The sequence below is a fragment of the Pollutimonas bauzanensis genome (assembly GCF_040393045.1).
GTDB classification, from domain to species: Bacteria; Pseudomonadota; Gammaproteobacteria; order Burkholderiales; family Burkholderiaceae_B; genus Pollutimonas; species Pollutimonas bauzanensis_A.
In genome coordinates this window covers 38,405-63,214 of record NZ_JBEBUX010000004.1, presented here as the reverse complement: position 1 = coordinate 63,214, position 24,810 = coordinate 38,405, and the positions used below count along the sequence as shown (strand labels likewise).

21 protein-coding genes are annotated in these 24,810 nt (G+C 53.6%); 19 read left to right on the top strand and 2 right to left on the bottom strand.

Annotated features, from left to right (window positions below):
- The first annotated feature begins 24 nt into the window (after positions 1 to 24).
- The 5 genes from ABWO67_RS01370 to ABWO67_RS01350 are packed head-to-tail and all read left to right on the top strand — an operon-like array spanning position 25 to position 4,501.
- Positions 25 to 768, top strand: a complete 744-nt coding sequence (locus ABWO67_RS01370; RefSeq protein WP_502929943.1) for an enoyl-CoA hydratase/isomerase family protein — start codon at positions 25 to 27, stop codon at positions 766 to 768.
- A 31-nt stretch (positions 769 to 799) separates the two neighbouring features.
- Positions 800 to 1,636 (top strand): CoA transferase subunit A, encoded by an 837-nt coding sequence (locus ABWO67_RS01365; RefSeq protein ID WP_353146519.1) that lies wholly within the window; start codon positions 800 to 802, stop codon positions 1,634 to 1,636.
- Positions 1,637 to 2,371 carry a CoA-transferase subunit beta gene (locus ABWO67_RS01360; RefSeq protein WP_353146517.1) on the top strand — a complete coding sequence of 245 codons (735 nt, stop codon included), beginning with the start codon at positions 1,637 to 1,639 and terminating at the stop codon, positions 2,369 to 2,371. It begins immediately after the preceding gene.
- Positions 2,372 to 2,381: 10 nt separating this feature from the next.
- Complete coding sequence (locus ABWO67_RS01355; protein ID WP_353146515.1) at positions 2,382 to 3,863, top strand: class I adenylate-forming enzyme family protein; 1,482 nt, start codon at positions 2,382 to 2,384, stop codon at positions 3,861 to 3,863.
- Between the two features lie 47 nt (positions 3,864 to 3,910).
- A complete protein-coding gene (locus ABWO67_RS01350) occupies positions 3,911 to 4,501 on the top strand; it encodes a cysteine dioxygenase family protein (protein WP_353146541.1) in 591 nt (196 codons plus the stop codon).
- A 248-nt stretch (positions 4,502 to 4,749) separates the two neighbouring features.
- Here ABWO67_RS01350 and ABWO67_RS01345 read toward each other — a convergent pair whose 3' ends face one another.
- A complete protein-coding gene (locus ABWO67_RS01345; protein WP_353146513.1) occupies positions 4,750 to 5,694 on the bottom strand; it encodes a LysR family transcriptional regulator in 945 nt (314 codons plus the stop codon).
- A 133-nt stretch (positions 5,695 to 5,827) separates the two neighbouring features.
- Between ABWO67_RS01345 and ABWO67_RS01340 the strand changes: the two genes are divergently transcribed.
- The 7 genes from ABWO67_RS01340 (at position 5,828) to ABWO67_RS01310 (ending at position 13,156) form a co-directional block, all read left to right on the top strand.
- Positions 5,828 to 6,874 carry a TRAP transporter substrate-binding protein gene (locus ABWO67_RS01340; protein ID WP_353146511.1) on the top strand — a complete coding sequence of 349 codons (1,047 nt, stop codon included), beginning with the start codon at positions 5,828 to 5,830 and terminating at the stop codon, positions 6,872 to 6,874.
- A gap of 67 nt (positions 6,875 to 6,941) precedes the next feature.
- Positions 6,942 to 7,556 carry a TRAP transporter small permease subunit gene (locus ABWO67_RS01335; protein WP_353146509.1) on the top strand — a complete coding sequence of 205 codons (615 nt, stop codon included), beginning with the start codon at positions 6,942 to 6,944 and terminating at the stop codon, positions 7,554 to 7,556.
- Complete coding sequence (locus tag ABWO67_RS01330; RefSeq protein WP_353146508.1) at positions 7,556 to 8,851, top strand: TRAP transporter large permease; 1,296 nt, start codon at positions 7,556 to 7,558, stop codon at positions 8,849 to 8,851. Before ABWO67_RS01335 ends, ABWO67_RS01330 begins: the two co-directional genes overlap by 1 nt.
- A gap of 11 nt (positions 8,852 to 8,862) precedes the next feature.
- On the top strand, positions 8,863 to 9,345 hold the full coding sequence (locus ABWO67_RS01325; RefSeq protein ID WP_353146506.1) for an ureidoglycolate lyase: 483 nt from the start codon (positions 8,863 to 8,865) through the stop codon (positions 9,343 to 9,345).
- A gap of 14 nt (positions 9,346 to 9,359) precedes the next feature.
- Complete coding sequence (locus ABWO67_RS01320; RefSeq protein ID WP_353146504.1) at positions 9,360 to 10,283, top strand: allantoinase PuuE; 924 nt, start codon at positions 9,360 to 9,362, stop codon at positions 10,281 to 10,283.
- A gap of 5 nt (positions 10,284 to 10,288) precedes the next feature.
- On the top strand, positions 10,289 to 11,569 hold the full coding sequence (locus tag ABWO67_RS01315) for an amidase (RefSeq protein WP_353146502.1): 1,281 nt from the start codon (positions 10,289 to 10,291) through the stop codon (positions 11,567 to 11,569).
- Between the two features lie 381 nt (positions 11,570 to 11,950).
- Positions 11,951 to 13,156, top strand: coding sequence for an NADH:flavin oxidoreductase/NADH oxidase (locus ABWO67_RS01310; protein WP_353146500.1), 1,206 nt, complete (start codon positions 11,951 to 11,953; stop codon positions 13,154 to 13,156).
- 435 nt (positions 13,157 to 13,591) lie between these two features.
- Here the strand turns inward: ABWO67_RS01310 and ABWO67_RS01300 are convergent, their stop codons facing one another.
- Complete coding sequence (locus ABWO67_RS01300) at positions 13,592 to 14,725, bottom strand: pyridoxal phosphate-dependent aminotransferase (RefSeq protein ID WP_353146497.1); 1,134 nt, start codon at positions 14,723 to 14,725, stop codon at positions 13,592 to 13,594.
- A gap of 275 nt (positions 14,726 to 15,000) precedes the next feature.
- On the opposite strand from ABWO67_RS01300, the gene ABWO67_RS01295 reads away from it, so the two are divergent.
- From ABWO67_RS01295 to ABWO67_RS01265, 7 genes are all read left to right on the top strand, one after another.
- Positions 15,001 to 16,374: an aminotransferase-like domain-containing protein gene (locus ABWO67_RS01295; protein ID WP_353146495.1), complete on the top strand. Its 1,374-nt coding sequence runs from the start codon at positions 15,001 to 15,003 to the stop codon at positions 16,372 to 16,374.
- 54 nt (positions 16,375 to 16,428) lie between these two features.
- Positions 16,429 to 17,841 carry an MmgE/PrpD family protein gene (locus ABWO67_RS01290; protein ID WP_353146493.1) on the top strand — a complete coding sequence of 471 codons (1,413 nt, stop codon included), beginning with the start codon at positions 16,429 to 16,431 and terminating at the stop codon, positions 17,839 to 17,841.
- 302 nt (positions 17,842 to 18,143) lie between these two features.
- The gene (locus ABWO67_RS01285) at positions 18,144 to 19,724 is read left to right on the top strand and encodes an ABC transporter substrate-binding protein (protein ID WP_353146491.1); all 1,581 of its coding nucleotides are present in this window, start codon (positions 18,144 to 18,146) and stop codon (positions 19,722 to 19,724) included.
- 82 nt (positions 19,725 to 19,806) lie between these two features.
- On the top strand, positions 19,807 to 20,754 hold the full coding sequence (locus ABWO67_RS01280) for an ABC transporter permease (RefSeq protein ID WP_353146489.1): 948 nt from the start codon (positions 19,807 to 19,809) through the stop codon (positions 20,752 to 20,754).
- A complete protein-coding gene (locus tag ABWO67_RS01275; protein ID WP_353146487.1) occupies positions 20,754 to 21,626 on the top strand; it encodes an ABC transporter permease in 873 nt (290 codons plus the stop codon). Before ABWO67_RS01280 ends, ABWO67_RS01275 begins: the two co-directional genes overlap by 1 nt.
- Positions 21,623 to 23,302 (top strand): dipeptide ABC transporter ATP-binding protein, encoded by a 1,680-nt coding sequence (locus ABWO67_RS01270; protein WP_353146485.1) that lies wholly within the window; start codon positions 21,623 to 21,625, stop codon positions 23,300 to 23,302. The genes ABWO67_RS01275 and ABWO67_RS01270 overlap by 4 nt, the downstream gene beginning before the upstream one ends.
- A complete protein-coding gene (locus ABWO67_RS01265) occupies positions 23,290 to 24,792 on the top strand; it encodes a M81 family metallopeptidase (RefSeq protein WP_353146483.1) in 1,503 nt (500 codons plus the stop codon). The genes ABWO67_RS01270 and ABWO67_RS01265 overlap by 13 nt, the downstream gene beginning before the upstream one ends.
- The last annotated feature ends 18 nt before the right edge of the window (positions 24,793 to 24,810 follow it).

Below are 24,810 nucleotides of genomic sequence, written 5' to 3'. Positions count from 1 at the left end.
ATACCACTTAACGATGCCCCCTCCATGGACAACCACGCACAAACACAGGAAGCCCCAGGTCTGCTTATTCATCAATCGGAAGGCTGCTGGGTATTTGAGCTGAACCGGCCAGAAAAAATGAATGCGCTGTCAGCCGAGCTAGTTGAATCCCTTATAGAAGGGCTGAGTCAAGCACGTCAGCAACAGGTCGACCTACTTGTCTTTCGCGGGACAGGCCGCAACTTCAGCGCAGGCTTCGATTTCACCGGCTTTGAAGACCAGTCTGAAGGTGATCTCGCCCTTAGATTCATTCGGTTGGAAACGCTGTTGCAGTCATTGGCAAGCATGCCTTGCCATACGCTTGCATTAGCGCACGGGCGCAACTTCGGGGCCGGAGTCGATCTTTTCGCTGTATGCAAACAACGGGTATGCACCGAAGACAGCACCTTTCGCATGCCCGGCCTGAAATTTGGCTTGGTGCTGGGCTCACGCCGGTTCGCAACCATAGTGGGTAACGATACTGCCCTTCAGGTCCTGGGCACCACCAAGACTTTTACTGCACAAGAGGCTGTGTCGATGCGCTTTGTCCATTCTGTTGCAACCAATGAGCAGTGGGAGGCATGTATCGATGACGCCCACTCGGTCTCAATAGCACTGGATCGAGCGACCAGGTCGACCTTTTATCGGGTCATGGACGTTGCCGACCACGCAACGGACATGGCTGAACTTGTGCGATCTGCCACCACTCCAGGATTGAAAAACAGGATACGCAACTACCTTAAAAAGTAGTTTTCTAACCAATACCAAGGAGAACGCGAACATGTCATCCGGATTCAATCAAAAACAAAAGGAAGTCTCCATCAAGGAGCTCGCCGCGCTCGTTCCCGATGGGGCATCTGTTGCGCTTGGGGGCAGCTTTCTTCACCGCGGCCCCTTTGCGCTAGTACGCGAACTGGTGCGGCAAAAGCGTAAAAACCTTGAAATTATCAAGCAGTCGCCAGGATACGACATCGATTTGCTATGCCGTTCCGGGGTCGCTTCCCGTGCACGAGCCGGGATCGTCGCAATGGAGGGTAACTTTGGCCTTGCACCGTTCTACCGCAAGGCTGTTCAGAGCGGTGCTCTTGCTCTTGAAGAGCACGCTTGTGCGACGCTTACGGCAGGGCTCAGGGCTGCAGCATTCGGCATCCCCTTCCAACCCTGCGGAGGCATACATGGCAGCGACCTTGCCGGGCTGAATGGCTGGAAGAAAATAGATGACCCATACGGCACCGGCGAATCAGTGTATGTGATCCCCGCCATCGAGCCCGACATTGCGGTCATCCACGCTAACGAAGTTGATTCACGCGGCAACGTGCGCGTGCTGGGTACATCGCACTGGGATCGCATCATGAGCCGTGCAGCGAAACGCGTGCTTGTTGTCGCCGAACGCGTGGCTGAAAACGAAGTGTTCACCGAACAACCAGAGGTCACCCTGATCCCCTATTTCATGGTGCAGGCGTATGCGGTCGTGCCACAGGGCGCCTGGCCGGGATCATGCTGGCCTCACTACGAAATCGACTACCCAGCGGTGGAAAGCTATCTGATCGACGGTAACGATGCGCTCCAGGCCCACCTCGATGCCGCACCCGAAGCCATAATTAAGGAATTGATCTGAATGAACACGCAATGGTCACCTTTTTCTTTCATTGTCACGAACCTGGCAAGGTTCATTCGCCCCGACGAGATCACGTTTAGCGGCGTCAATTCAACCATGCCGATGCTCGCATGCTTAATGGCGAAGAAAGCATACGACTGGGACTTCGTCTATATCAACGTAGCGGGCGGAGTCGACCCGACGCCTTCCAAGATACCATTATCAAGCTCCGATCCCGTATTAGCGGAACACACATCGTCTATCTTTTCCAATGAAGACTTCTATGACCTGTGTACACGCGGCAGAATGGATCTGACCTTTCTCGGTGCCGCGCAGATAGACGGCGACGGCAATGCAAATAATTCTGTCATCGGGGACTGGCATCACCCTAAAGTCCGCCTTCCAGGCGGGGGCGGCGGAGCGGTTATGTTACCGACAGCGCGACGTGCATGTACATGGCGCACAGAGCATTCGACGCGGACTTTCGTAGACAAGCTGCACTTCCGCACTTCGGCGGGAGGGTTCCATGGCGTCGTGACACCCATAGCCGTCTTCGTCAAAAAGAACGATCGCTTGGCGCTACACAGCTGGCATCCGGAATCCAGCGTAGAAGAGATTGTCGAGCGCACGGGTTTTACCTTTGACGCATCGGACGCCCGCCCAACTGAGCCACCAACCGCAGCAGAGCAGCGAGCCCTGGCCGAGCTTGATCCAGACCGCAGCTTCGAGCGTGATGCCAACGTGAGCCTGCGTTAAAGGAATACTTATGAACACCACCGCAACACTGATGCATGCCTACCGCGAACGTTGGACATCGGTTGATTTTGCCGACTTTCCCGCCATCATGGATCATGAGCAGGTTCTGAATTACCGGGAACTATACGAACAGGTGTCTCGTAAGGCCGGGCAGCTTCGGGAGGCTGGCGTTCAACGCGAACAACTCGTCGCGGTAGCCATGGAGCGCTCCCTCGACAGTGTACTGACGATTCTTGGTTTAATGGCGGCCGGAGCCTGCCCCTGCCCGTTGGAACCTAGACTGACAGCCGCCGAGATTGAGGCCCGTCGGGACACCGTGGGAATCAACTTAGTGCTCGTCGACACCATCAACTTGACCGCAATGGCCGGACTGAAGAACATTCGTGTTCTGAATATGGCGCAGATCCCCGCTGCTGAACCATTCTGGTCCGACGACTTGCGGCTGCAAGACCCGGGTTTATTGTTGTTTACGTCAGGAAGCACCGGACGCCCTAAGGGCGTAAAAATCAGCCATGGCGGATTGCTTAATAACGCGCTTGGTGTGCAGCATGTCACCCAACTCACACGCGATGACCGGCTGCTGCATCTAATGCCGCTGTATCACACTAACGGTTTAAACAATCAACTCTTCACTCCGCTTCTGGCGGGCGCACAGGTAGCACTAGCAGGTCGCTTTAAGGCCGACCAAGTGCCGGCGCTGATGCAGAAATTTGAGCCAACCATTATTACCGGCGTTCCAACCATGTATTCCCGCATGTTGGACCATGCATTTACGCAGGAAACCCTGCAGAAACTGCGCTTTGCCCGCTGCGGTTCGGCGCCGATCACGCCTGAACTGCACAAACGGATCGAACAACATCTTGGTTGCCCGCTGGTTGTTTCCTATGGATTGTCCGAGGCTACCTGCACCTCTACGATCAATCCGCCCGAAGCCAGAAAAATCGGGGCGATCGGAAAAGCATTACCTTATCAGAAGGTATATTTGCGCGATGCAGACGGGCATGTGATCACAGACCCCAATAAAAATGGCGAGATCTGCATTGAAGGGGACAGCCTGATGCTCGGCTATGTCGGAGTCGAGAAAGACGGGCAACTGTCACCTCAAGGACCGGTATTGCCGACTGGCGATGTGGCCTATTTCGACGAGGAAGGCTACTTCTTCATTACCGGCCGCTTGAAAGACGTGATTATTCGAGGGGGAGAAAACATCTCGCCGGGCATTATCGAGAACGTCATCAACCAGGACCCTGCGGTCAAGGCAAGCTGCGTATTAGGCAAACCACACCATGACCTGGGAGAGGTGCCCGTGGGCTTCGTAGTTCCAACGTCGGGCGCCCAATTGGACCCACAAACAATCCAGCAGCGCGTTTCGCAAATGCTCTCGCGTACCTACTGGTTGGATGAAGTCTATGTCGTGGATGCCTTGCCAGAAAATTCTGTGGGTAAGGTGGACAAGAAGAAGTTGCGAGAGATGTTTGCGCAGGTCGCGTGAAGCCCCTTCAATAGCAGAGCGTCCAGTACAGACCAAAGGAAACGATGATGCCCAACGAAAAACTGCTAATGACTGTTGCCAGCCTGAGTCGATTGGTAGAGCGACAAGACCTTCACGAGCCGCAAGTATTGGAGCAAGCCAAGGAGCTCATCGCCAGCTTGGTCGCCAAGGACGACTGGCTGCCAGAGGACATGGCCCGGCCCGACCCCCAGTATTATCGCCAATACCTTTTGTACGGCGACCCGCTAGACAGGTTTTCTCTGGTCAGTTTTGTATGGGGACCAGGACAGAAAACACCAATACATGACCATACCGTCTGGGGCGTTATTGGCATGCTCCGAGGCGCAGAGGTCGACCAGCCCTTCCGCATCTCGGAACACGGCGTGGAAGCAGCCGGCCCCGAAAAAACGTTGCGCCCCGGCGAAGTCGCCTGTGTATCACCTACCCTCGGTGATATCCACCGCGTCAGCAACCTATACGACGACCAAGTATCTATTAGCATTCATCTGTATGGCGGGAATATCGGCCGCATCCAGCGCAGCGTTTATGACCCAACCACCGGAGAGCGTAAGCAGTTCATTTCGGGTTACTCGAACATAACGACACCGAATCTGTGGTGCACGCCGGTATCGGTTTGACCGTAGCCACACTTACGCTGCCTCAGTAACAGCGCGGCGCGGCAAGCCCTCATTTTCAGCTTTTGTGGATCCGCCAGTGACTACAATTCGTTTTCCGTCAGTTGAGATCGGGATAATTGCAGCTAAAACTTTATTGACCGCGATAGACTCACAAGGACCGATGCCGCCCCCCCCCAAATGCTACCAACAGTATTGGTGAAACGAAGCTCAACCGGGCCGGCTGAGTTTACCTACAGCCGAATGGACAATTAAGACCCATGGCCCGAATCGGCTTGTCCCGACAAGGCCTGAAAGTGCCGGATCGATGCCTTCGTCAACGCCACCAACGACAGCGACAGCCGGGATATGGTCCGGCTTCTTGAGAACACTGCATACGCTTCTACGCTGATCGTCGGGTTGAACGGAATGGCAACGAGATCGCTGCACTGACGGGTCTGTGCCGTAGCAGAAAAGCAGTCAACGATAGTAATGCCCACAGCTGCCTGTACCAGCAGGCAAGCCGTCTCGGAATACCGCACTTCAACCGTAGTGCGGTATGGTACGCCCGATGCCTTGAAGGCGTTAAGAATAAGCGGACTCAAGCGCGAGCCCATTTCAAGGCCGATCAAAGGATGCGGAGCAATGTCGAGAGGTGTGATCGAGCGACGCGCTGCAAGCGGATGGTCTTTTTGAACGAGACATACCATTTGAACCGTGGCAACGGGAACCATACTGAGGCTTTGGCTAAGCTCTTCCTCCAGCGCAATGGCAAATCCCACGTCGGCGGCACCAGATTCTATAATTTCAACGACGTTAAAAGATCGCCGTACATCAAAGGAAACTTTCACCTTGGGTCGGTTTTCAAGCAACGCGCTAATCGCGTGTGGCAATACCGTGTGCCCAAGCTGTGGCGTTGCCACAATTCGCAGACTGCCAAGCCGCTCTTCCTTCAAGTCTTCAGCGGTCTGATTTAGCGCTTTAGACAACAGAAATATAGACTCTGACTCACGAAAGAGGATCTTGGCCTCTTCACTTGCGATGAGGCGGTTTCCAACTCGATCAAACAATGAAAAACCAAGCTGGGACTCCAACTGTCGTATTGCACTACTCACGCCTGGCTGGGAGATTTGCAGTGCCCGAGCCGCTCCCACCGTCGTATGAGCATGCATGACTGCCCTGAATATCTCTAGAAGTCGGAGATTCACTATAACCATCCCTTATACATAGTCGCTAAAAATTAATAATTGTGTATTCTTGCCACCCGTTCATAATAAGCACATACAGGAAAACGTGGTGGCAAAAGCCACAATTTATGCGTGCAGCAATCACGAAGCTCGGGAGATCCACATGCTTAAAGTTTTGACCAGCGCTCTATCAGTTCTTACAGTAACCGCCAGCCTTGCAGCACCAGTCCATGCAGAAGACATAAAAATTCGAGTATTAGGCTGGTATGGCAACCAACCGCAGTCGCAGCAAGTTGAGCGGCCGTTCTGGAAAGAACTCAACGCGCGGAGCAATGGTCAATTTTCCACAAACTTTCGTACTATCGACGAACTTAACCTGAAAGGCTTTGAATCGCTACGGACGCTTAAGAGCGGCGCCTTCGATATTCTTTCATTTCAAGTCAGTTTTGTTGGTGGCGAAGCACCAATCCTCATGGGAGTAGACCTACCGGGCGCAGCATTCGATTTTGATCAACTTCAGAAGAATATCGATGCGTATCGCCCCATCCTTGAGAAAGAACTCGACACCCGATTCAACGCTAAACTGCTGGCCGCCTGGTCCTTCCCCTTCCAAATACTATATTGCAAAGGCGACGTGAAGTCCCTCGACGACTTACGCGGCAAAAAAGTACGTGTGAGCGGCACCTACACAGCGAAGCTGGCCGCCGACTTAGGGGCCGCTGGCGTTACTCTGGCCGGCCCTGAGGTCTATCAAGGCCTTATGCAGGGTGTCGTAGATTGTGCGATTACCGGTAGCCAGTATGGCAACAGCAACGACTGGTTCGAGGTGTCTGACACGCTGAGCCCCATTCCACTAGGTGGAGCAGGTGTCGTCCTGACAGTCGCACGAAATGCATTCTGGCAGAAGCTGTCTCCAGAACAACAAACCACACTGGCGGCTGAAATGAAAAACATGGAAACCGACCTGTGGAAAATCGGCCGCCAGGGCCACGAGGATGGCGTGAACTGCAATACCGGTATACAGCCGTGTGACGGAAAGCCTGGCAAGATGACTCTGATTCCGCCTACGGACGCCGACAAGCGCAAAGTTCAATCGCTCTTGGCAAGTTCTATCGTCCCGCTTTGGACCGAAGACTGCGCCAAATTCACTAAAACGTGTGGTGAAGACTGGATGAATACCATCGGCGCAGCCGCCGGCATCAAGCAGTAAACGCCATTTCATTCGGAGCCGCCTACCGCTAATCCGCGTCAGCGGCTCCTTTCTTATGGAAACGAAAATGAGCACACTCCTTGACGGCCTGGATAGGCTTTTAAAGAGAATCACCCAGAGCGGCTGCTTGGCAGCTGGTTGGGCGCTAGTGATTCTGTCCATAGTTATCGCCCTCAATGTAATGGCGCGAAAATTATTCAATTATTCAATTCAAGGGGTTGACGAGTACGGCGGCTACTGTTTAGCCATATGTGCTTCGATCGGTTTCTCTCAGGCCGCCTACGACAAGGCCCATGTGCGTATCACGGTCATTACCGACCATCTGCCTGAGCGCTCGCGTGCTTATTGCGATGTTTTTGCACTGCTGCTGCTTACCTTTACGGCTGCCCTACTTGCATCGAAGTCTTTCGACGTCGCGGCCACGTCATACGCCATGCAGGCGCTGGCAACAAGCTCACTGCGTACGCCGTTGGTTCTACCTCAAGCGGCTTGGGCGGCTTCATTGTGCTGGTTTAGCTTGGTGTTATTCATTCAGCTGATGCGCGCGTGCACCAAGCTCGCACACCACGACTGGAAAGGGGTGAGCGGAGAATATGGCGCGAGCAGTGTTGATGAAGAAATCGAACACGAGTTGGCGATGGCTAAAGCCAGATTGGGCGCCGACAAAGGAAAAATGCTCTGATGTTTATCGGATTGATGTACCTCATTGGACTAGTTTCCTTCCTGATGGCAGGCATTCACGTCGCCAGTGCCATATTCATGACCGCCATGGTCAGCGATTTTTTCGGTCTGCAAGTACTGCCCAGCATGATCGGGAACACCATGTGGAGCACGATGAATGAATTCCTATTGGTCGCGATTCCGCTCTTTATCCTCCTCGGAGAGATTCTTACCCGTAGCGGCGTTGCGGACCGCATGTACAAAGCGCTGGCGGCCTGGCTTGAATGGCTGCCAGGGGGGCTGCTCCATACCAATATTGTGACCTGTGCGCTCTTTGCGGCGACATCTGGCTCCAGCGTAGCGACGTCTGCCACCGTTGGTACAGTTGCTCTCCCTACACTACAGAAACTGGGCTACCAGGAAAGGCTCGTACTTGGTTCCATTGCTGCAGGCGGTACGTTGGGCATCCTCATACCTCCGAGTATCAATATGGTCGTCTACGGGGCACTGGCTGAAGTCTCGGTAGGCAAGTTGTTCGCGGCCGGTATTGTGCCAGGCATTCTTGTCATGCTAATCATCATGTTCACCATCGTATTGCTCGCACTTGCCGGGAAAGTGACGAAGAGCAATGAAAAGCTCATGATTCCTTTTCTCGTCAAGCTTAAGCTATTGCTGGATATTCTCCCAGTGGTCTTTATATTCAGTCTCGTGATGGGTGGTATTTACCTTGGGATAGCTACACCGACTGAAGCCGCGGCACTGGGCGTCGTGGGAGCGTTGATCATCGCGGCTGCAAATAGAACACTGTCAGTTTCAATGTTGCACGGTGCATTCCTATCCGCGCTACGCACCACCGCCATGGTGGTACTTGTTGTGACTTCAGCATACGTATTAAATTTCTCGCTAAGCCTCGCGGGCATTCCGCAGGCTCTTTCTGAGTACGTTAAAGACCTGGGCTGGTCGCCGAATGCGACGATTTGGGCTTTGGTGGCGTTCTATCTCTTTCTTGGCTGCTTCCTGGAGGCGATCGCCATGATGGTCACGACCGTGGGCGTAGTTGTTCCGCTCATCGTATCACTAGGCTTCGACCCCCTGTGGTTTGGTATTTTCATGACGATGATGATGGAGCTGGCGCTCATTACCCCGCCAGTCGGCCTGAATCTATTTGTCGCCCAAAACATACGTCTCTCGCGCGGCAACATTACCGATGTTTATATCGGCGTCCTGCCATTTGCGGGCGCCATGATGGTGTTTGTCGCCCTACTCATCTATTTTCCACAAATCGCTCTGTGGTTACCCGGCAAGATGTTCGGTTGAACTTTGGAAGAATGAACCAGATGCAATTAATCGCTGTCCCCCTGAGCATAGAGAATTTTTTGGAATACGGCGACGTCGTGGAGCACCGAGGGACTGAAACGCGACGGATGTTGAATACGCCGCTCGAGCATTCGTCGCTCAACCTCCGGCTTGGCTTCTCGGTTAATCGATTGACACAGTCCCCGCCGGGCGCAGTTCAGATCAATACACTGGAACGACACCCATACTCGGCACAGACTTTTATCCCACTGATTCCTTCGCGTCACCTTGTCGTTGTCGCCTTGTCTGATGACGATGGCCACCTCGACCCGAAAACGCTCAAAGCATTCCTCACTAATGGCCGTCAAGGCGTATCCTACCGTGCAGCAGTGTGGCACTTCGCATTCACTGCAATCGATACCGACTCCGAAGTGGCGGTGATCTTAGGCCGAACCGGAGGTAACGATGATACGGAATACACCACCTTACATGCTGAAGTGATCTTGCCTTCATGACTCTGGAAGCCAATATGTTGACGAACCCCGACTGCCTCACACTACGCGACTTCGTTGGTTATGGACAGAATCCGCCTGACCCAGCCTGGCCCAACAGCGCTCGACTTGCCGTCAATATCGTAATCAATTACGAAGAAGGCTCAGAAGCTTCCTTTCCCGATGGTGACGGCCAATCAGAAATTGGGCTAACAGAAGTAAGTGGGAAAAGCTTCCCAGGACGCGACTTGGCCGCTGAATCCATGTTTGAATACGGCAGCCGGGTCGGCATTTGGCGCGTATTACGTATCCTACAGACCCGAGGCATGCCCGCCACCGTATTTGCCTGCGCCCAGGCGCTGGAACGCAATCCAGAGGTCGCTCGGGCCTTTAGGAATGCCGGTTATGACGTCTGCTGCCACGGCCTACGCTGGGTGCCACTACAATCGCTCACACCCGAAGAAGAGCGCGACAACATCCGCAAAGCTGTCGCATCCATTACCAAGACTATAGGCTCGAGGCCGCAGGGTTGGTATTGCCGCTATGCGCCTACTGAGCATACCCGTCGCCTTCTTCTCGAACACGGCGGTTTCCTGTACGACTCCGACAGCTATAACGATGAGCTGCCCTACTGGATTGATACTGGCGAAGGCAGTCACCTCGTCATCCCCTATACACAAGCGCACAATGACGCGAAGTTCATGCGCAGCGGCATTGCGACCGCCGACGATTTTTTTGCTTTCCTACGTGACGCCTTCGACATGCTTTACGAAGAGGGCGCCACGCAACCAAAAATGATGTCGATAGGCCTGCACATGCGTATCATTGGCCACCCGGGACGCGCAATTGGGCTTGCTCGCTTTCTGGACTATGTCGCGAAACACGATCGAGTGTGGCTATGTCGGCGAGTCGATATTGCAGAACATTGGCATCGCTTCCACCGCCCCGCCGCAGCTACCTGATATCAATGAAAGCACTGAACGAACTAGGCCTCATCGAAGCACGGGCCGCCCTGGACGCGCGCGACATATCAGCGGAAGCCCTGCTAGTCGCTTGCTTGAACCGGATAACATCGCGCGAATCGGAAGTTGGGGCCTGGGCCTATATAGATATAGCGCGGGCGCTAGAGCAGGCCCGTGAATATGATGCCGACCGGCCAGATTCGACGAGACCTCTGCGAGGTATCCCATTCGGGATCAAGGACGTAATAGATGCAGCCGGCATGCCCGCAGGTTACGGATCCCCCCTGTACGCGGGCTACCGACCCGCCTGGGATGCATACTGTGTCGCCGCCATCAAACGTGCGGGCGGCATTATCCTTGGCAAAAACACAACCTCCGAGTTCGCGCATACCCGCCCAGCCCGCACACGCAATCCTCATAACGTAGCGCATACTCCTGGAGGGTCGTCCAGCGGCTCCGCCGCCGCCGTTGCAGACTTCATGGTCCCCGCATCGCTCACGACCCAAACCGGCGGCTCGACCATTCGCCCTGCTGCCTATTGTGGCATTGTGGGCTACAAGCCATCGTTTGGGCTCATCAATCGCGCCGGCATCAAAAGCCTGGCCGAATCTCTGGATACCATTGGGATCATGGCACGATCGGTGTCTGATGTAGGATTGATGGCAAGTGTGTTGGCTGATTTTCCACCCACACCGGAGCTGCTTTCGAAGTCCCCAAAAATAGGCCTGTGCCGGACGCCTTACTGGTCAGATGTCGACGATGACTACCAGAACTGCCTTCACTTTACCATCGAGCAACTGAAGGCGAATGGTGCTGTTATCGAGGAAATCGCGCTCTCCGACAACCTGTTTCACCAATATGCCGATCAACGCGACATCATGAATTTCGAGGGTGCCCGTGCATTGGCTTTCGAATTCGACAATTTTCCTGAGAAGCTGAGCTCCGTCTTGCGGCAGCATCTGCAACGCGGCCGAGACTTCTCTCGTAGCGCCTACACCGCAGCGTTGCACCGGACACATCTGGCGCGATCAGAATTTGCCCAGTTGATACGAAACGTCGACTTCGTGCTCGCACCGAGCGCAAGCGGCGAAGCGCCATTAGGACTGGACACGTCAGGCAGCTCGCTATACAACCGAAACTGGTCCTTGCTCGGTGTCCCCTGCATCACACTGCCGGGGGGCATTGGCCGCAAGGGCTTGCCCCTTGGCGTGCAGCTAGTCGGCCGATTCGGACAGGACCTTTCCCTTTTGGCATGGGCTGATTGGATGGAAGACATTATCGGCTGACTTGTAGTATTCGCCCGATCGCAACGGCCAAATCAATCGTCCAAACCGACACAGACGCAAGTGACCGGGTGATCGCATACAGCATGCTATTAGGCAGGTCAGACGGTTTTATCTTTCGACAGACTTTATTTCTGCTCTTGTCGCACTTAAAGAGAGGGTTTCAGATCGAGCACGTTATAACGCATTGCATTCGATTTTCCCTAACGAAGTCTTAGGGCGATATCACTTCATTTAAGCTATTCCTATCTGTATGCTGAAGTTAGCTTATGCAAGAATCATAAAAAATTATGTCTCCAACCTAACGAGTCCACAGTAATTCTAATGAGCCTGCCTGGGCCCAAAACGAATGCAGACTAAAGCAAACCGATGGAGAATTTTTGCGTGAACCAACCAATACATAGTGACGCCGGCGTTATTTTTGACCACATACAAGACCAAATGATCGACCGTCCATTGCTACTATCTCCTTTAACGCTACGAACCATTCAGCTGCGTAATCGTATCGTAATCGCGCCCATGTGCCAGTATGCATCCAAGGACGGTTCACCAACTGATTGGCATTTAGTCCATCTTGGAAAATTCGCGATAGGTGGAGCCGGTATTGTTTTCGGCGAAGAGACAGCAATTGAACCGCTCGGTCGAAAAACCTACAAATGCGCGGGAATATGGTCAGACGCCCACATAGCACAATACCGACGCATCAATGACTTTATCAAGGCTCACGGATCTGTTCCGGCTATTCAACTTGGCCACGCTGGCGGAAAGGCGTCCTGTCATGGTGCCCTCAAAAACTGGATCCCACTTACTCCGGAAAATAGCCCGGCTAAATACTCCCCATGGACAGTGACCGCACCTAGTGTCATCAATTCTTCTCAGCAATGGCCCAAGGTTAAAGAGATGGACCGGCAAGATATCCAGGCGGCTCTTGCCCAGTGGCGGGAAGCAACGCTTCGTTCAGTCGACGCCGGTTTTGACGTTCTTGAAATACATGGCGCCCACGGGTATTTAATACACGAGTTTCTTTCACCTTTAACGAACCTGCGCACCGACGCTTATGGAGGCGACCGTGAAGGACGCATGCGGTTCGCGCTGGAAGTAGCCGAAATCGTACGCGCTGCCTGGCCCCAAACACTGCCGCTGTTCTTCCGTGTTTCTGCCGTCGACGGCAAGGGAGGAGTTTGGGATATGGACGATACCGTTGTCTTGGCCCGTGAACTAAAAGCTCGGGGCGTAGACGTCATAGACTGCTCTTCCGGCGGTGTTACCGGCTCGACCTCAATGCCTATTGTTCCGCGCGTACCAGGTTATCAAGTGGAATACGCGCATAGAGTTCGACAAGAAGCCGACATTCAGACCATGGCAGTTGGCATGATTACCACGGCACACCAAGCGGAGGACATACTACGAAACGGTCAGGCCGACCTGGTTGCGCTAGCACGCGAAGTGATGTGGAACCCCCACTGGCCCGCCCATGCGGCCGAGAAACTGGGTGATGAGCAAGCCTACGATTTATTGCCTCACGATTATGCATTTCGGCTGCATCGCCGCGATGAAGAGTGCAACATGCCTGTCAATCGCGTCACATAGTCACATAATTAGAACCCAAGAAACCATAGCTGCCTTAACGCCGGATCGCTTCAGTGCCTTAACCGACGTTCCGGCCCTTGCGGAAGTTGGCCTTAATGATCACAAAGCGGAAATATGGTTGGGGCTACTTGCTCCCGCAAAGCCCCCCCCACCATATCGTGAAACAGCTGCAAACCGAGATCGTGCGTATCGTGAAGATGGAAAATGTGAAGAAAACGCCGGGGGGACATGTCGATAGACGTGAGCGCCACCTCAAACGGAGAATTCGATAAACGCATCAAGACCGAATATTCGGAATATGGCGCGCTGATCAAAGAGCTGGGCTTAAGCCAATAGCCACAGGCCTGGCCGAGGAGACCTCGGCATAGCGTTGCGCCCGCATCGAGGAGTGCGGACGCAACGTTAAAGTGAGTTTGGACTATGTCGTCACGACGCTCAGGCCTTGATGTCGGCCAGCGCCCACAAAAAACGATCCATATGCTTCTTGAGATTGACATCTACCCGCAAGTATCGTGAACCGAGCTCTGGGATATCCGATCCATCCTTCACAATAACGCCCCGCTTGAGAAGCTCATTGAATACACGAGTGGAGTCTAGTTCCGGATTCAGGATTTCCGTTAAGAAGAAGTTTGCTTCCGAACCCGGAACCGCACGAAATCCGTCGACCTTGTCGACACCTGACGTAACGTAGGGACGCATTTCCTGAATCGTCGCCACCGCACGCGCAACGTGCGCATCGTCATTCAAACCCGCAATACCACCGGCTATCTGCATCTGACCCATATTCCACGTCGGCTTGATGAGACGCAATGGTCGAATAATATCTGGGTTATTGGAAATACCAAATCCGACGCGTAACCCGGCCAGCCCGAACGCCTTGGAGAAGGTACGTAAAACGATAAGGTTGTCGTACTCACGCAGCAGGTCCATACCGAACTGCGCGCTGCTATAGTGAACGTACGCCTCATCGAGCGCAAGCAGCGTATCCGAATTAGCAGCTTCACAAATCCGACGAACTTCACTTTCGCTCATCAAACGGCCGCTGGGATTATGCGGGTTTGTCATAAACGCGATTTTTGGGTTAACGCGTCGCATTACATCGATGTAATGATCTACCTGGGGATCGAAGTCTTTGCCCATCGGCGAAAAAACCGGCCGTCGTCCTTCGCAGTGGGAATAGATGCGGTAAAGCGGAAAGCAGGGACTGTGCATAAGCACTGGCTCGTCTGGTTTAGCGAATGCGCGAATAAGCATCGAGATCACTTCGGTCTCACCCGATCCACAAACCACACCTTCTGGATCAAAACCGTATTTTTCACCTATTGCAGCCCGCAATGTTTTAGCAGTCCAGTCCGGATATAGCGACAAACGGCTCTGTGCTTCGGCGACAGCCTTAAGCGCCAATGGCGATGCGCCATGTGGATTCTCGGCTGAAGCTAGTTTTGCAACATCGTCCGGTGCGACGCCATACTTTTGCGTGACATCTTCGACGGGTAAACCCGGCACATAGACCTCTCCATCGACCAATGCACGATTGCTAGGCGTTACCGCAGCTACAGATTCGATCATCTCTCACTCCAAGGTTATGAAAACGCGACCACCCGCGTAAATACTATTCTACTTTCAATAATCATAACAATAAAACTAGTACAATTGCATTTTTATATGAATTTGACTGAATTGTCGCATTCACAACACACGGAAAATCACATTGCTCGAATAGAATGCGGCAGGAATTAAGGCTTGAACAGTAGCAATACTAGTCTTATGTTACAATGTACTGCTATACGCGGATGCCTTCCGGCGAGGCTCCAACGGCGCAACCTCAATCACGAGCGGCATACATGACACAAGGCAAATGGACGCCGACGATCTCCTCGGGCAGCGCCCCTAAGTATTTAGCTCTGGCGTCGTCTATCGAACAAGCCATCGAGTCTGGAGATCTTCAGCCCAATGAACGGCTCCCTACCAATCGCGAGCTCAGCCAGCTTTTTGGGGTGACGATTGCCACAGTAACTAAGGCAATGGCCGTCGCAGCCCGTAAAGGACTGATCGTGGCCCAAGTGGGCAGCGGTACATTTGTACGCGGTTCGTCCGAGAGGGCCGCGGATGCAGAAGCGCTGGACCTGTCTTTAAATATTCTTCCCGACAATATTGTCGGGAAAGAGTTGGCAACCCTTATTCAGTCGCAATCCCCTGCGCTGCTCGCTCAGTCTGTGTTTGGCTACGGTTCCTATGTGCCAACTTCCTCCCATGCCGAGCGTGCTGTGGCGTGGATGTCGACCTTCGGCGCACAGGCGCAAGTAGCCCACACATTATTAACGGTAGGCGTGCACCAAGGCCTGATGGCGGCCTTCCATGCACTGCTGAATCCTGGGGAGTCGGCTATCTGCGAGGACGTGACCTATACCGGCATCAAGCGCATTGCGAGTTATCGCAATGTGACACTACTAGGTGTGCGTTGCGATGCGTCTGGCATGGTCCCCGAGGATTTGGAAGAGCGGCTTAAGCAAGGCAATGCCAAAGTTGTTGTCATTACGTCGGCATTGCATAACCCTACAACGGCTACGCTACCGCGGGCTCGGCGCGAAGCCATTGCCCGACTGTGTCGTGAACATGACGCCTATTTGATCGAAGATGGCATCAATATGCCCCTCATGGGTGGGCAGATTCCGTCAGTTTCATCGTTCGCGCCCGAACGCTCTATCTTTCTTACCGGTTATTCAAAATGTGTCTCATCAGGATTCCGCTTAGGCTATGCGGTAGTTCCTCCTGCGCTCTTGGACACGTTCCATGAAGCGCTCGTCAGCACGCAGTGGATCGGGCCGCGGCTTTATGCCGATATGGCAGAACAAATGCTGGCCAGCGGCTTAATCGATGAGTTCGCGCGCGCGCATCGTACAGAAGCGCGCGTCCGCTATGAGCGGGCAAGTCGGATACTCACTGGGATACGCCCGACAGCAACGCCAGGTTACCACGCATGGGTCGATGCTCCGGCCGGTCCGGTCGGAGAAAATATTGCAATGCAGGCTTTACGCCTGGGAGTGAAGGTATCACCCGCTGCACATTTTGCGGTTTCTGCCGATGCATCGGTGCCAGGCGCATCCTATCGGATCAGCCTGGGCGCTTGTCAGAATCTGGCCGACCTCGAGCGAGCGCTCACCATACTTGCCGGAATTGAAGCGCAACATCAATCCATCGTCTCGACATTGATCTGAACATCGATTTTTTTCCGCCTGACTCACTTGATAACTGATAAAGGAATGGTACTTATGCCCCCCCCTATTGGTGCAAAACAAGACAAGCCGTTAGCCCAGATCTTCGCAGAATTTGCCAGTGCGCTGTATGCACATGTACCTGATGAGGTCCTGCACTCCATACGTCCGTATGTTCTGGATAGTTTGGCCGTCATGGTGGCTGGCTCCGTGGCCGATTCCAGCACAGTCTTGCTTCGCGCGTTGGTGCGTTCCGGCTCTGCGCAAGAAGGCACTGTCGGAGGTGTGGGTAAGGTCGCCTCGTTCCATGATGCCGCCTTGCTTAACGGTGCATTTTCACATGCATTGGAATTAGATGATGATCACCGGGTAGCGGTCTTGCATCCCGGTGCTGTCGTTGTGCCGGCGGCGCTTGCCGCTTGCGAGCAGGCTAATGCAGATGGCCGGCGGTTCCTCTGCGCTGTACTAGCTGGTTATGAAGTCATGTGCCGACTGGGGTTAGCATTTCGTGGAGACTCTTTTCAGCATGGACTGCACCCCACGGCACTCTTTGGGGTGTTCGGTGCAGCCACTGCAGCTTCGGTCGGTATGGACTTGTCGACTGAAGCGACTACCCGTACGCTGGGTATTGCGGGAACGCAGGCCTGCGGCCTGACGGAGTGGCGTGCGGATGGATCCTGGATAAAGCGATTGCATCCAGGGCGGGCTGCTCAGTCGGGTGTCCTGTCGGCAAGTCTTGCCTCTGGCGGGTTTACCGGACCGGCGACTATTCTTGAAGGATCGGGCGGTTTCTTTCGTGCGTTTTCACATGGTGTGGAAGTGAACATACCTGAAATGGTTCGCGGGCTTGGCATCAAGTTTCATGGATTAGACACCGCAATCAAGCCATACCCTTGCTGTCGATTTATGCACGGCGCAATTGATCTTGCCATCGAGGCCTACGAGCAGGATTTGCGACCGCACGATATACGGCAAGTCAAGATTCGAATTTACGAGACCGGCGTATTGGGTTATCACAAGACGCCCATCAACAACGTCGACGCCCAATTCAATGTGCCCTACGGCGTGGCTTGTGCACTGGCACAAGGCTCAGTGGGTCTGGATGACTATACGGACACCGCCATCACACGCAGAGACATCGTGTCATTGTGTCAGCGTATTGACGTTGCACCTTGTGCAACGTACTCGGCAAGCTATCCTGACGTCTACAACGTCGAGATGGTGGTAGAGATGGTATCTGGGGAGACACATCTCTTTCATAGCACGTGTCCCTCCGGCGACCCGCAGGCAGATGCTTATATCGGCCAACCTGACCGCCTAGTCCGTGAGACGGAGCAAAAAGCGATTAGTTTACTTGAGCAGTGCGGCTTCAATGGGCGTGGAGATATCCTACGCTCCGCTGTCCGATCATTGCCGCAAGCCCTTGATTTGCAGGCGCTCTTTGCAGCGCTGCGCGCTCCCTCCCGCTAGTTCACAACTCCTTTTCAATTGCCCCTACTACGCCGGAGATGTCCGGCGTAGTGCGCTCCTGCCTGCATCAAGTCGTATGGAAAATCGACTCTGTACTGCAAATCTAGGGTTATCGTGGATATTAAATTAGTATTCCTGTGTGCTTTAATCATTTCGTACTAGTTCAATTGTCGTAAAAATTGATGTTGTGTTAATACAAGCCTTGGTAAAACACTAATAGCGAGCATTTTCACCCAGTTTTTTCACTTCTGCACTAGTTCAATTCACCGCCCCCTTCGCCAGTCTGTTTCCGGAGAATTTTGATGAAAGGATGTTTGAAGCGTTTTGCACCACTGTTATTGACGCTGGGGGTGCTAAGCATCGCTCCTGACACTGTGATGGCACAGGAAAAATCCATACTACGAGTGGTACCTCAAGCTAACCTCACGGTTCTCGATCCTGTATGGACAACCGCGTTCGTGACACGCAACCATGGCTTCATGGTTTACGACACATTGTTCGGTACGGATGCGAACGGAGACATCAAGCCGCAGATGGTTGAAACCTGGGCAGAGTCTCCAGACCATAAGCAGTGGACGTTCACGCTACAGCAAGGCTTGGAATTCCACGATGGCGCCCCGGTGACCAGTGCAGACGTTGTAGCGTCTCTAAAGAGATGGGCTGCGCGCGATACAATCGGCCGCCTGTTGGCCGATAGCGTAGCGTCTTATGAGACGCCTAATGCCCTTACGTTTGTTTTGAACCTAAACAAACCGTTTGGCATCATGCTCGATGCATTGGGTAAGCCCACTAACCTCGTGCCGTTCATCATGCCTTCGCGCATTGCCGCTACGTCGCCTAACGAGCAAATTAAAGAAGTCATTGGTTCAGGGCCTTATCGCTTTGTGGCTGAAGAATACCGCTCGGGAGAACGAGTGGTCTATGAAAAAAACCTGAAATATCGCCCTCGCAATGAGACTCCTAGCGGCACCGCCGGCGGCAAAAATGTCTATATCGATCGCGTCGAGTGGGTCATTCTCCGCGATCCGCAAACGCAGCTTAATGCGCTAACGGCGGGCGAAGTCGACATCATTGAACAACCCACGTTCGAGCAATATCCAGCCCTCCGTAAGGCAGCTGCCATCAAACTCGTCAACACGATGCCCGATGGCCGCCAGTTCTATGCTCGCTTGAATCACCTGCATCCACCGTTCGACAATTTAAAAATTCGCCAGGCCGCCATGGTCGCCCTGGGTCAACGAGAACACCTGCTGACTCAAGTCGGTGACCCCGATCTGTTTAAGTTCTGCAAGAGTTTGTTTCCTTGCGGAACACCATATAGCAGCGACGATACGTCGTACTACACTGGCAAGCCGGACCCTAAACGAGCCAAAGAACTTTTGGCCGAAGCGGGTTATAAGAATCAACCCGTCGTGCTATTGCGCCCTACGGATTTAGCGATGGTTGCAAAGCTGCCTTTAGTAACAAAACAGCAATTGGAAGCCGCAGGGTTCAAAGTCGACATACAGCAATCTGATTGGGCCACAGTGGTAACTCGACGCGCCAAAAAGGATGCCCCTACGCAAGGTGGATGGAGCATCTTCGAGACTGCGGGTGACAGCGACCCCAATCCATTGGCTCGTCCCGCCTTGAATGCGTCTGGGCAAAACGGATGGTTCGGTTGGCAGGATGATCCGGAACTGGAGCGTTTGAAAGCCGAGTTCGTTGAAGCATCCACCTTGGAGCAACGCCAGAAGATCGCACAGCGCATACAGATACGCGCCATAGATACCGTCAGCTATATACCACTGGGACAGTTCATTAATCCTGCCGCTGTACGAGAGGATATATCCGGAATCCTCCCAGCCGGCGCACAAATTTACTGGAATATTCGCAAAAAATAGCGCTATCCCTATCCGCGAGTGGCGCATCAACCAACGATGCGCCACTCGCGGTTCCTGCCTCTATCCAGCGAGATTATCCTACATGTTGAAGTTTCTTCTGGCACGGCTCATTTCAACGATTCCCGTATTGCTGATTGTCGCCATTGTGGTTTTCGTGATCTTGCAACTCAGTCCTGGCGACCCTGCCGCGATCATTGCCGGCGACAACGCAACGGCCAAGGACTTAGAGCAAATTCGCAGATCGCTCGGCCTTGACCGGTCAATGATCGGACAATTTGCTATCTGGCTCGGCAATGTTGCGCGCGGTGATCTTGGCTACTCATACTTCCAGAACAAGCCGGTGATCGAATTGATCATGCAGCGGATGGCTCCCACGCTCAGCTTGGCGTTGGGGACCGTGGTTCTGGCGCTGATCGTTGCTTTACCGCTTGGCACAATTGCCGCCTGGCGCATGGGCGGGTGGCTGGACCGTGGATTGACCTGTTTTTCTGTGGCCGGCTTTGCAATTCCAGTGTTTGTAGTGGGCTACATCCTTATTTATCTTCTCGCCGTACAGCTTCCGATGTTCCCGATTCAGGGCTATCACCGCCTGAATGGCTGGAGCGATCTATGGCCCTGGGCCTCTCGCCTGGTCCTGCCCTGGGTAACCTTAGGACTCGTTTACATGGCATTAATTGCTAGGATAACCAGGGCCAGTGTGTCTGAGGCCTTGACCGAAGACTATGTTCGCACTGCCCGCGCAAAAGGCTTGACCGAAACCAGAGTGTTGGTGCGCCATGCACTCGCCAATGCTGCGGTTCCGATCGTCACCATTATTGGTATTGGCATCGCGTCCCTGATCAGCGGGGTCGTCGTGACAGAAACAGTATTCGCAATTCCTGGCCTGGGCTCATTGACTGTCGACTCCGTTTTGAATCGTGATTTTCCGGTGATACAGGGCCTTGTTCTCTTTTTCGGAGTGCTGTATGTCGTCATCAATCTTTTGGTTGATTTGAGCTACTTTTTCTTCGATCCTAGGATTCGCTACTAATGTCTTCGCTCAATCGCCTTTGGCGCAACCTTGCCTTTCGTATCGGTGTGATCGTTCTGGGCTTACTGACAATTATCGCGATCGCAGCACCCTATTTGGGAACCGTGGATCCCGCAGTTTTGGACTACGCCCTGATCAACCGACCTGCAGGTGAAGAAGTGACTTTCACGCTGCCCAGCGGATCCGTCGCACATACGTTATGGATGGGCAGCGATGCCTACGGTCGCGATATATACAGCCGTGTGATCTATGGCACCCGAATATCGCTATGGGTAGCTATCTGTGTCGCTGTCATTGCAGTTAGTGTTGGCATGCTTTTGGGCGTAGCGGCTGGCTTCTTTCGCAGGGTCGATTCACTCATCATGCGTACGATGGATGGACTAATGGCATTTCCGTCTATTTTGCTTGCTATTGCTCTGGTGGCCGCTCTCGGCGCCGACCTCTGGACAGTTGTCATCGCGGTGGCAGTTCCCGAAATCCCAAGAGTTGTCCGATTGGTCCGATCGATGGTTTTGACGCTTAGGGAGGAACCATTCGTCGAGGCGGCGATAGCGCTCGCTACGCCGACCTCAAAAATCCTTCGTAAACATATTTTGCCCAACGCCATCGCACCACTGATTGTGCAGGGTACATTTATCGCCGCCTCGGCAGTACTCACCGAGGCAGCACTCAGTTTTCTCGGCCTGGGTCTACCCACAGACATACCCACCTGGGGAAACATAATGGCAGAGGGCCGCGTCCAGTTTTCGCAATACCCTGGCAACGTAATGTTTCCTGCACTATTTCTTGTGCCGACGATCTTGGCCATCAATCTATTGGGAGACGGCATGCGTGACGCGCTCGACCCGAAATTTGCAAAGAGAACTGGATGAGCCATTCTGTGACCCCGCCGACGTTGCTAATAGAAGACTTGACCGTCTCATTGCCATCGGGCAGCGACAGGCCCCTAGCGATCAATAATCTAAGCTTGAGTATTCAGAAGGGCCAAACCTTGTGTGTTGTTGGAGAATCGGGCTCAGGTAAGTCCGTCACCGCGACCGCCGTTATGGGACTGCTACCCAAAGAGCTTCAAGTATCGATGGGCACGATCGAGTTACGAGGGGAGCCCTTGCTCACGGCAAGCAAAGGCCGCTTGCGTGCACTGCAAGGACGTGTCATGAGCATGGTGTTTCAAGAGCCAATGACTGCACTCAATCCGGTCATGACCTGCGGTGCTCAATTAGACGAATTGTTGCGCAAGCATACGGCATGGAGCAAAAACCAACGACGCGAAAGTATTTTGCAAATCATAGCGCGTGTACGTCTGCCGGATCCTGAAAGAATCTTGCAGAGCTATCCTCATCAGCTCTCGGGAGGCCAGCGTCAGCGGATTGTCATCGCCATGGCGATGATCCTGCGCCCTGAGTTACTGATATGCGATGAACCCACCACCGCCCTGGATGTCACCACACAGAAAGAAATCCTCGAACTGATTGGCGAGCTCAAGCGAGAACACGGCGTTGCCATTCTCTTCATCACTCACGACATGGGCGTCGTGGCAGAGATCGCAGATTACGTTTTGGTCATGCATCAAGGTACTGCTGTCGAATACGGACCGAAGGACCAAGTCTTGCAACGGCCAAGTGCGCCATACACCAAGATGCTTCTTGCCGCTGTGCCTTCCATGACGCCACCACCTCCGAGGCCACAGTCTGAAGGCCTCCCCCTACTCCACGGCGTGCAGGTAAGCAAGTCTTATGAGAGTCGCGGCTGGGTTGCAGGACGACGCCAAGTTGCGGCGCTTACTCAAGCAACCGTATCGGTGCGGCGCGGGGAAACTGTCGGTATCGTTGGTGAGTCAGGCTCTGGAAAATCCACTTTTGCTCGGTGCCTAGTGCGTCTGATCGATCCAACAGCCGGAGAAATTCATTGGTCTGGCGATGACAGCAGTGTCGAAGTCTCATCGCTCAGCCAACGGCAACTTCGAGGTGTACGCGATCGCGTGCAAATCATTTTTCAAGATCCGAATAGGTCATTAAATCCTCGCCAAAAGATAGGTGAATCGGTTATTGAAGGGGCATTGAATTTTGGTGTCAATCGTGCCGATGCAGAGAAGCTTGCCCGCGAACTCATCCAACGGGTCAAGTTGCCTGTGGAAGCGCTTGACCGCTACCCCAACCAATTCTCGGGAGGGCAACGGCAGCGAATCGCAATTGCACGTGCGTTGGCTTGCAGGCCTAGGGTGCTGGTTGCTGACGAAGCAGTAAGCGCGCTTGATGTCAGCGTGCAAGCTCAGATTATGGTGCTCTTGCGAGAAATTCAGTCTGAGTTTGGACTAGGAATGCTCTTCATCACGCATGACCTTCGCGTCGCCGCTCAGTTGTGTGATCGTGTTGTCGTGATGCACCAAGGAAAAATAATGGAAGAGGGGCCTACTGCCGCGCTGTACTCAGATCCTTCGCATGACTACACCCGAAAACTGTTTGCCGCGGCACCAAGCAGCATTGCAGTAACGAATCCAATCCTATCATCCATTCCTATCTTAGAAGGAAATCCATGCGCGTCCTGATCGCCGGCTATCAACACGAAACAAATACTTTCGCCGCCAGCAAGGCCGACTGGTCGGCCTTCAACCGAGGTGACAGCTTTCCCGCCTTTATCGAAGGCCAGCACATGATCGATAGCATGGTAGGCGTCAACCTTCCTGCCGGTGGATTCATCGAGCAAGGCAGGCAACTCGGATGGGATTTGGTACCCGCCAGTTGGTGTGGTGCAACACCATCCTCGTATGTGACCGAAGAAGCATTCGAATGCATCAGTGCAGCATTAATCGACGCGGCTCGTGAGAATAGCTTCGATGCGATGTATATCGACTTCCACGGTGCTGGGGTGGCCGAGCACGTGGACGACACTGAGGGCGAGATTCTGATGCGTCTGCGGCGTGTGTTGGGTTACGACATTCCTATCGTGACCAGCCTGGATCTACATGCGAATGTGACGTTCCAGATGCTCACACAGGCCGACGCACTGGTAGGATTTCGGACTTATCCGCACGTCGACATGGCTGATACGGGAATACTTGCGGCCAAATTGCTTGAACGACGTGTTAAAGCTGGTGTACGAGAAAGATTGGCTTATCGCCGGTTGCCGTTTCTTATCCCAACGAACTCGCAAAGCACATGGCTCTCTCCCGCACGGGAGCATTACGAGCTGCTGCGTAAACTCGATGCTCAAAATGACACCCTGTCGAGCTTTTGCATGGGCTTTCCAGCAGCCGATTTTCCTGAATGCGCTCCCATGGTGTGGACATATGGCGAGCGGGCTACCGAAACATTGGATGTGTTGTACGAAGCGGTGTCAGCACCAGACCAGTGGCGATTGAAGTCAGTGTATCTGCCAGACGATTCAGTGACACGTGCGATGACGCTTGCAGAGAACTCGGAAAAGCCGATCATCATTGCGGACACACAAGATAATCCGAGCGGTGGCGCGGATGGAAATACATCTGGCATGCTGCATGCGTTATTACGCAACAACGCCGGCCGTCGTTTTCCTCGACAGGTAGTCGTTGGCCTGATCTTTGATGCTAAGACCGCCGAACAGGCTGCAGCGGCCGGTGTCGGCGCCGTGATTCATGCGGAGGTTGGCACGGCAGTTGAAACCTTTACCGGTGAGCTAAGCGAACCCCCGGTCAAAGGTGCTTATACCGTCCTATCACTCAGCGATGGTGTCGTGGAGTTGAAGGGTCCCATGATGACGGGGTTAGTCACAAAATTAGGACAATGTGCATGCCTGGAAATTGACGGCGTTTATGTCATTGTTGCTAGCGGAAAAATGCAACTACTTGACCGCGTTCAAATCAGCATGATGGGACTCGTTCCGGAAACGATGAAAATCATAGTCATTAAGAGCGCCAATCATTTCCGCGCCGATTTCAGTTCATTGGTGGGAAATATCGAAACGGACATTCTCATTGCCAAGTGCCCGGGCCCGAAAGCCGTAGATCCGGGAGACTATCGATGGACCCGCTTGCCTGAGTCAATTCGGGTCCGGCCGTAACCTACTTTTGAGTCGACT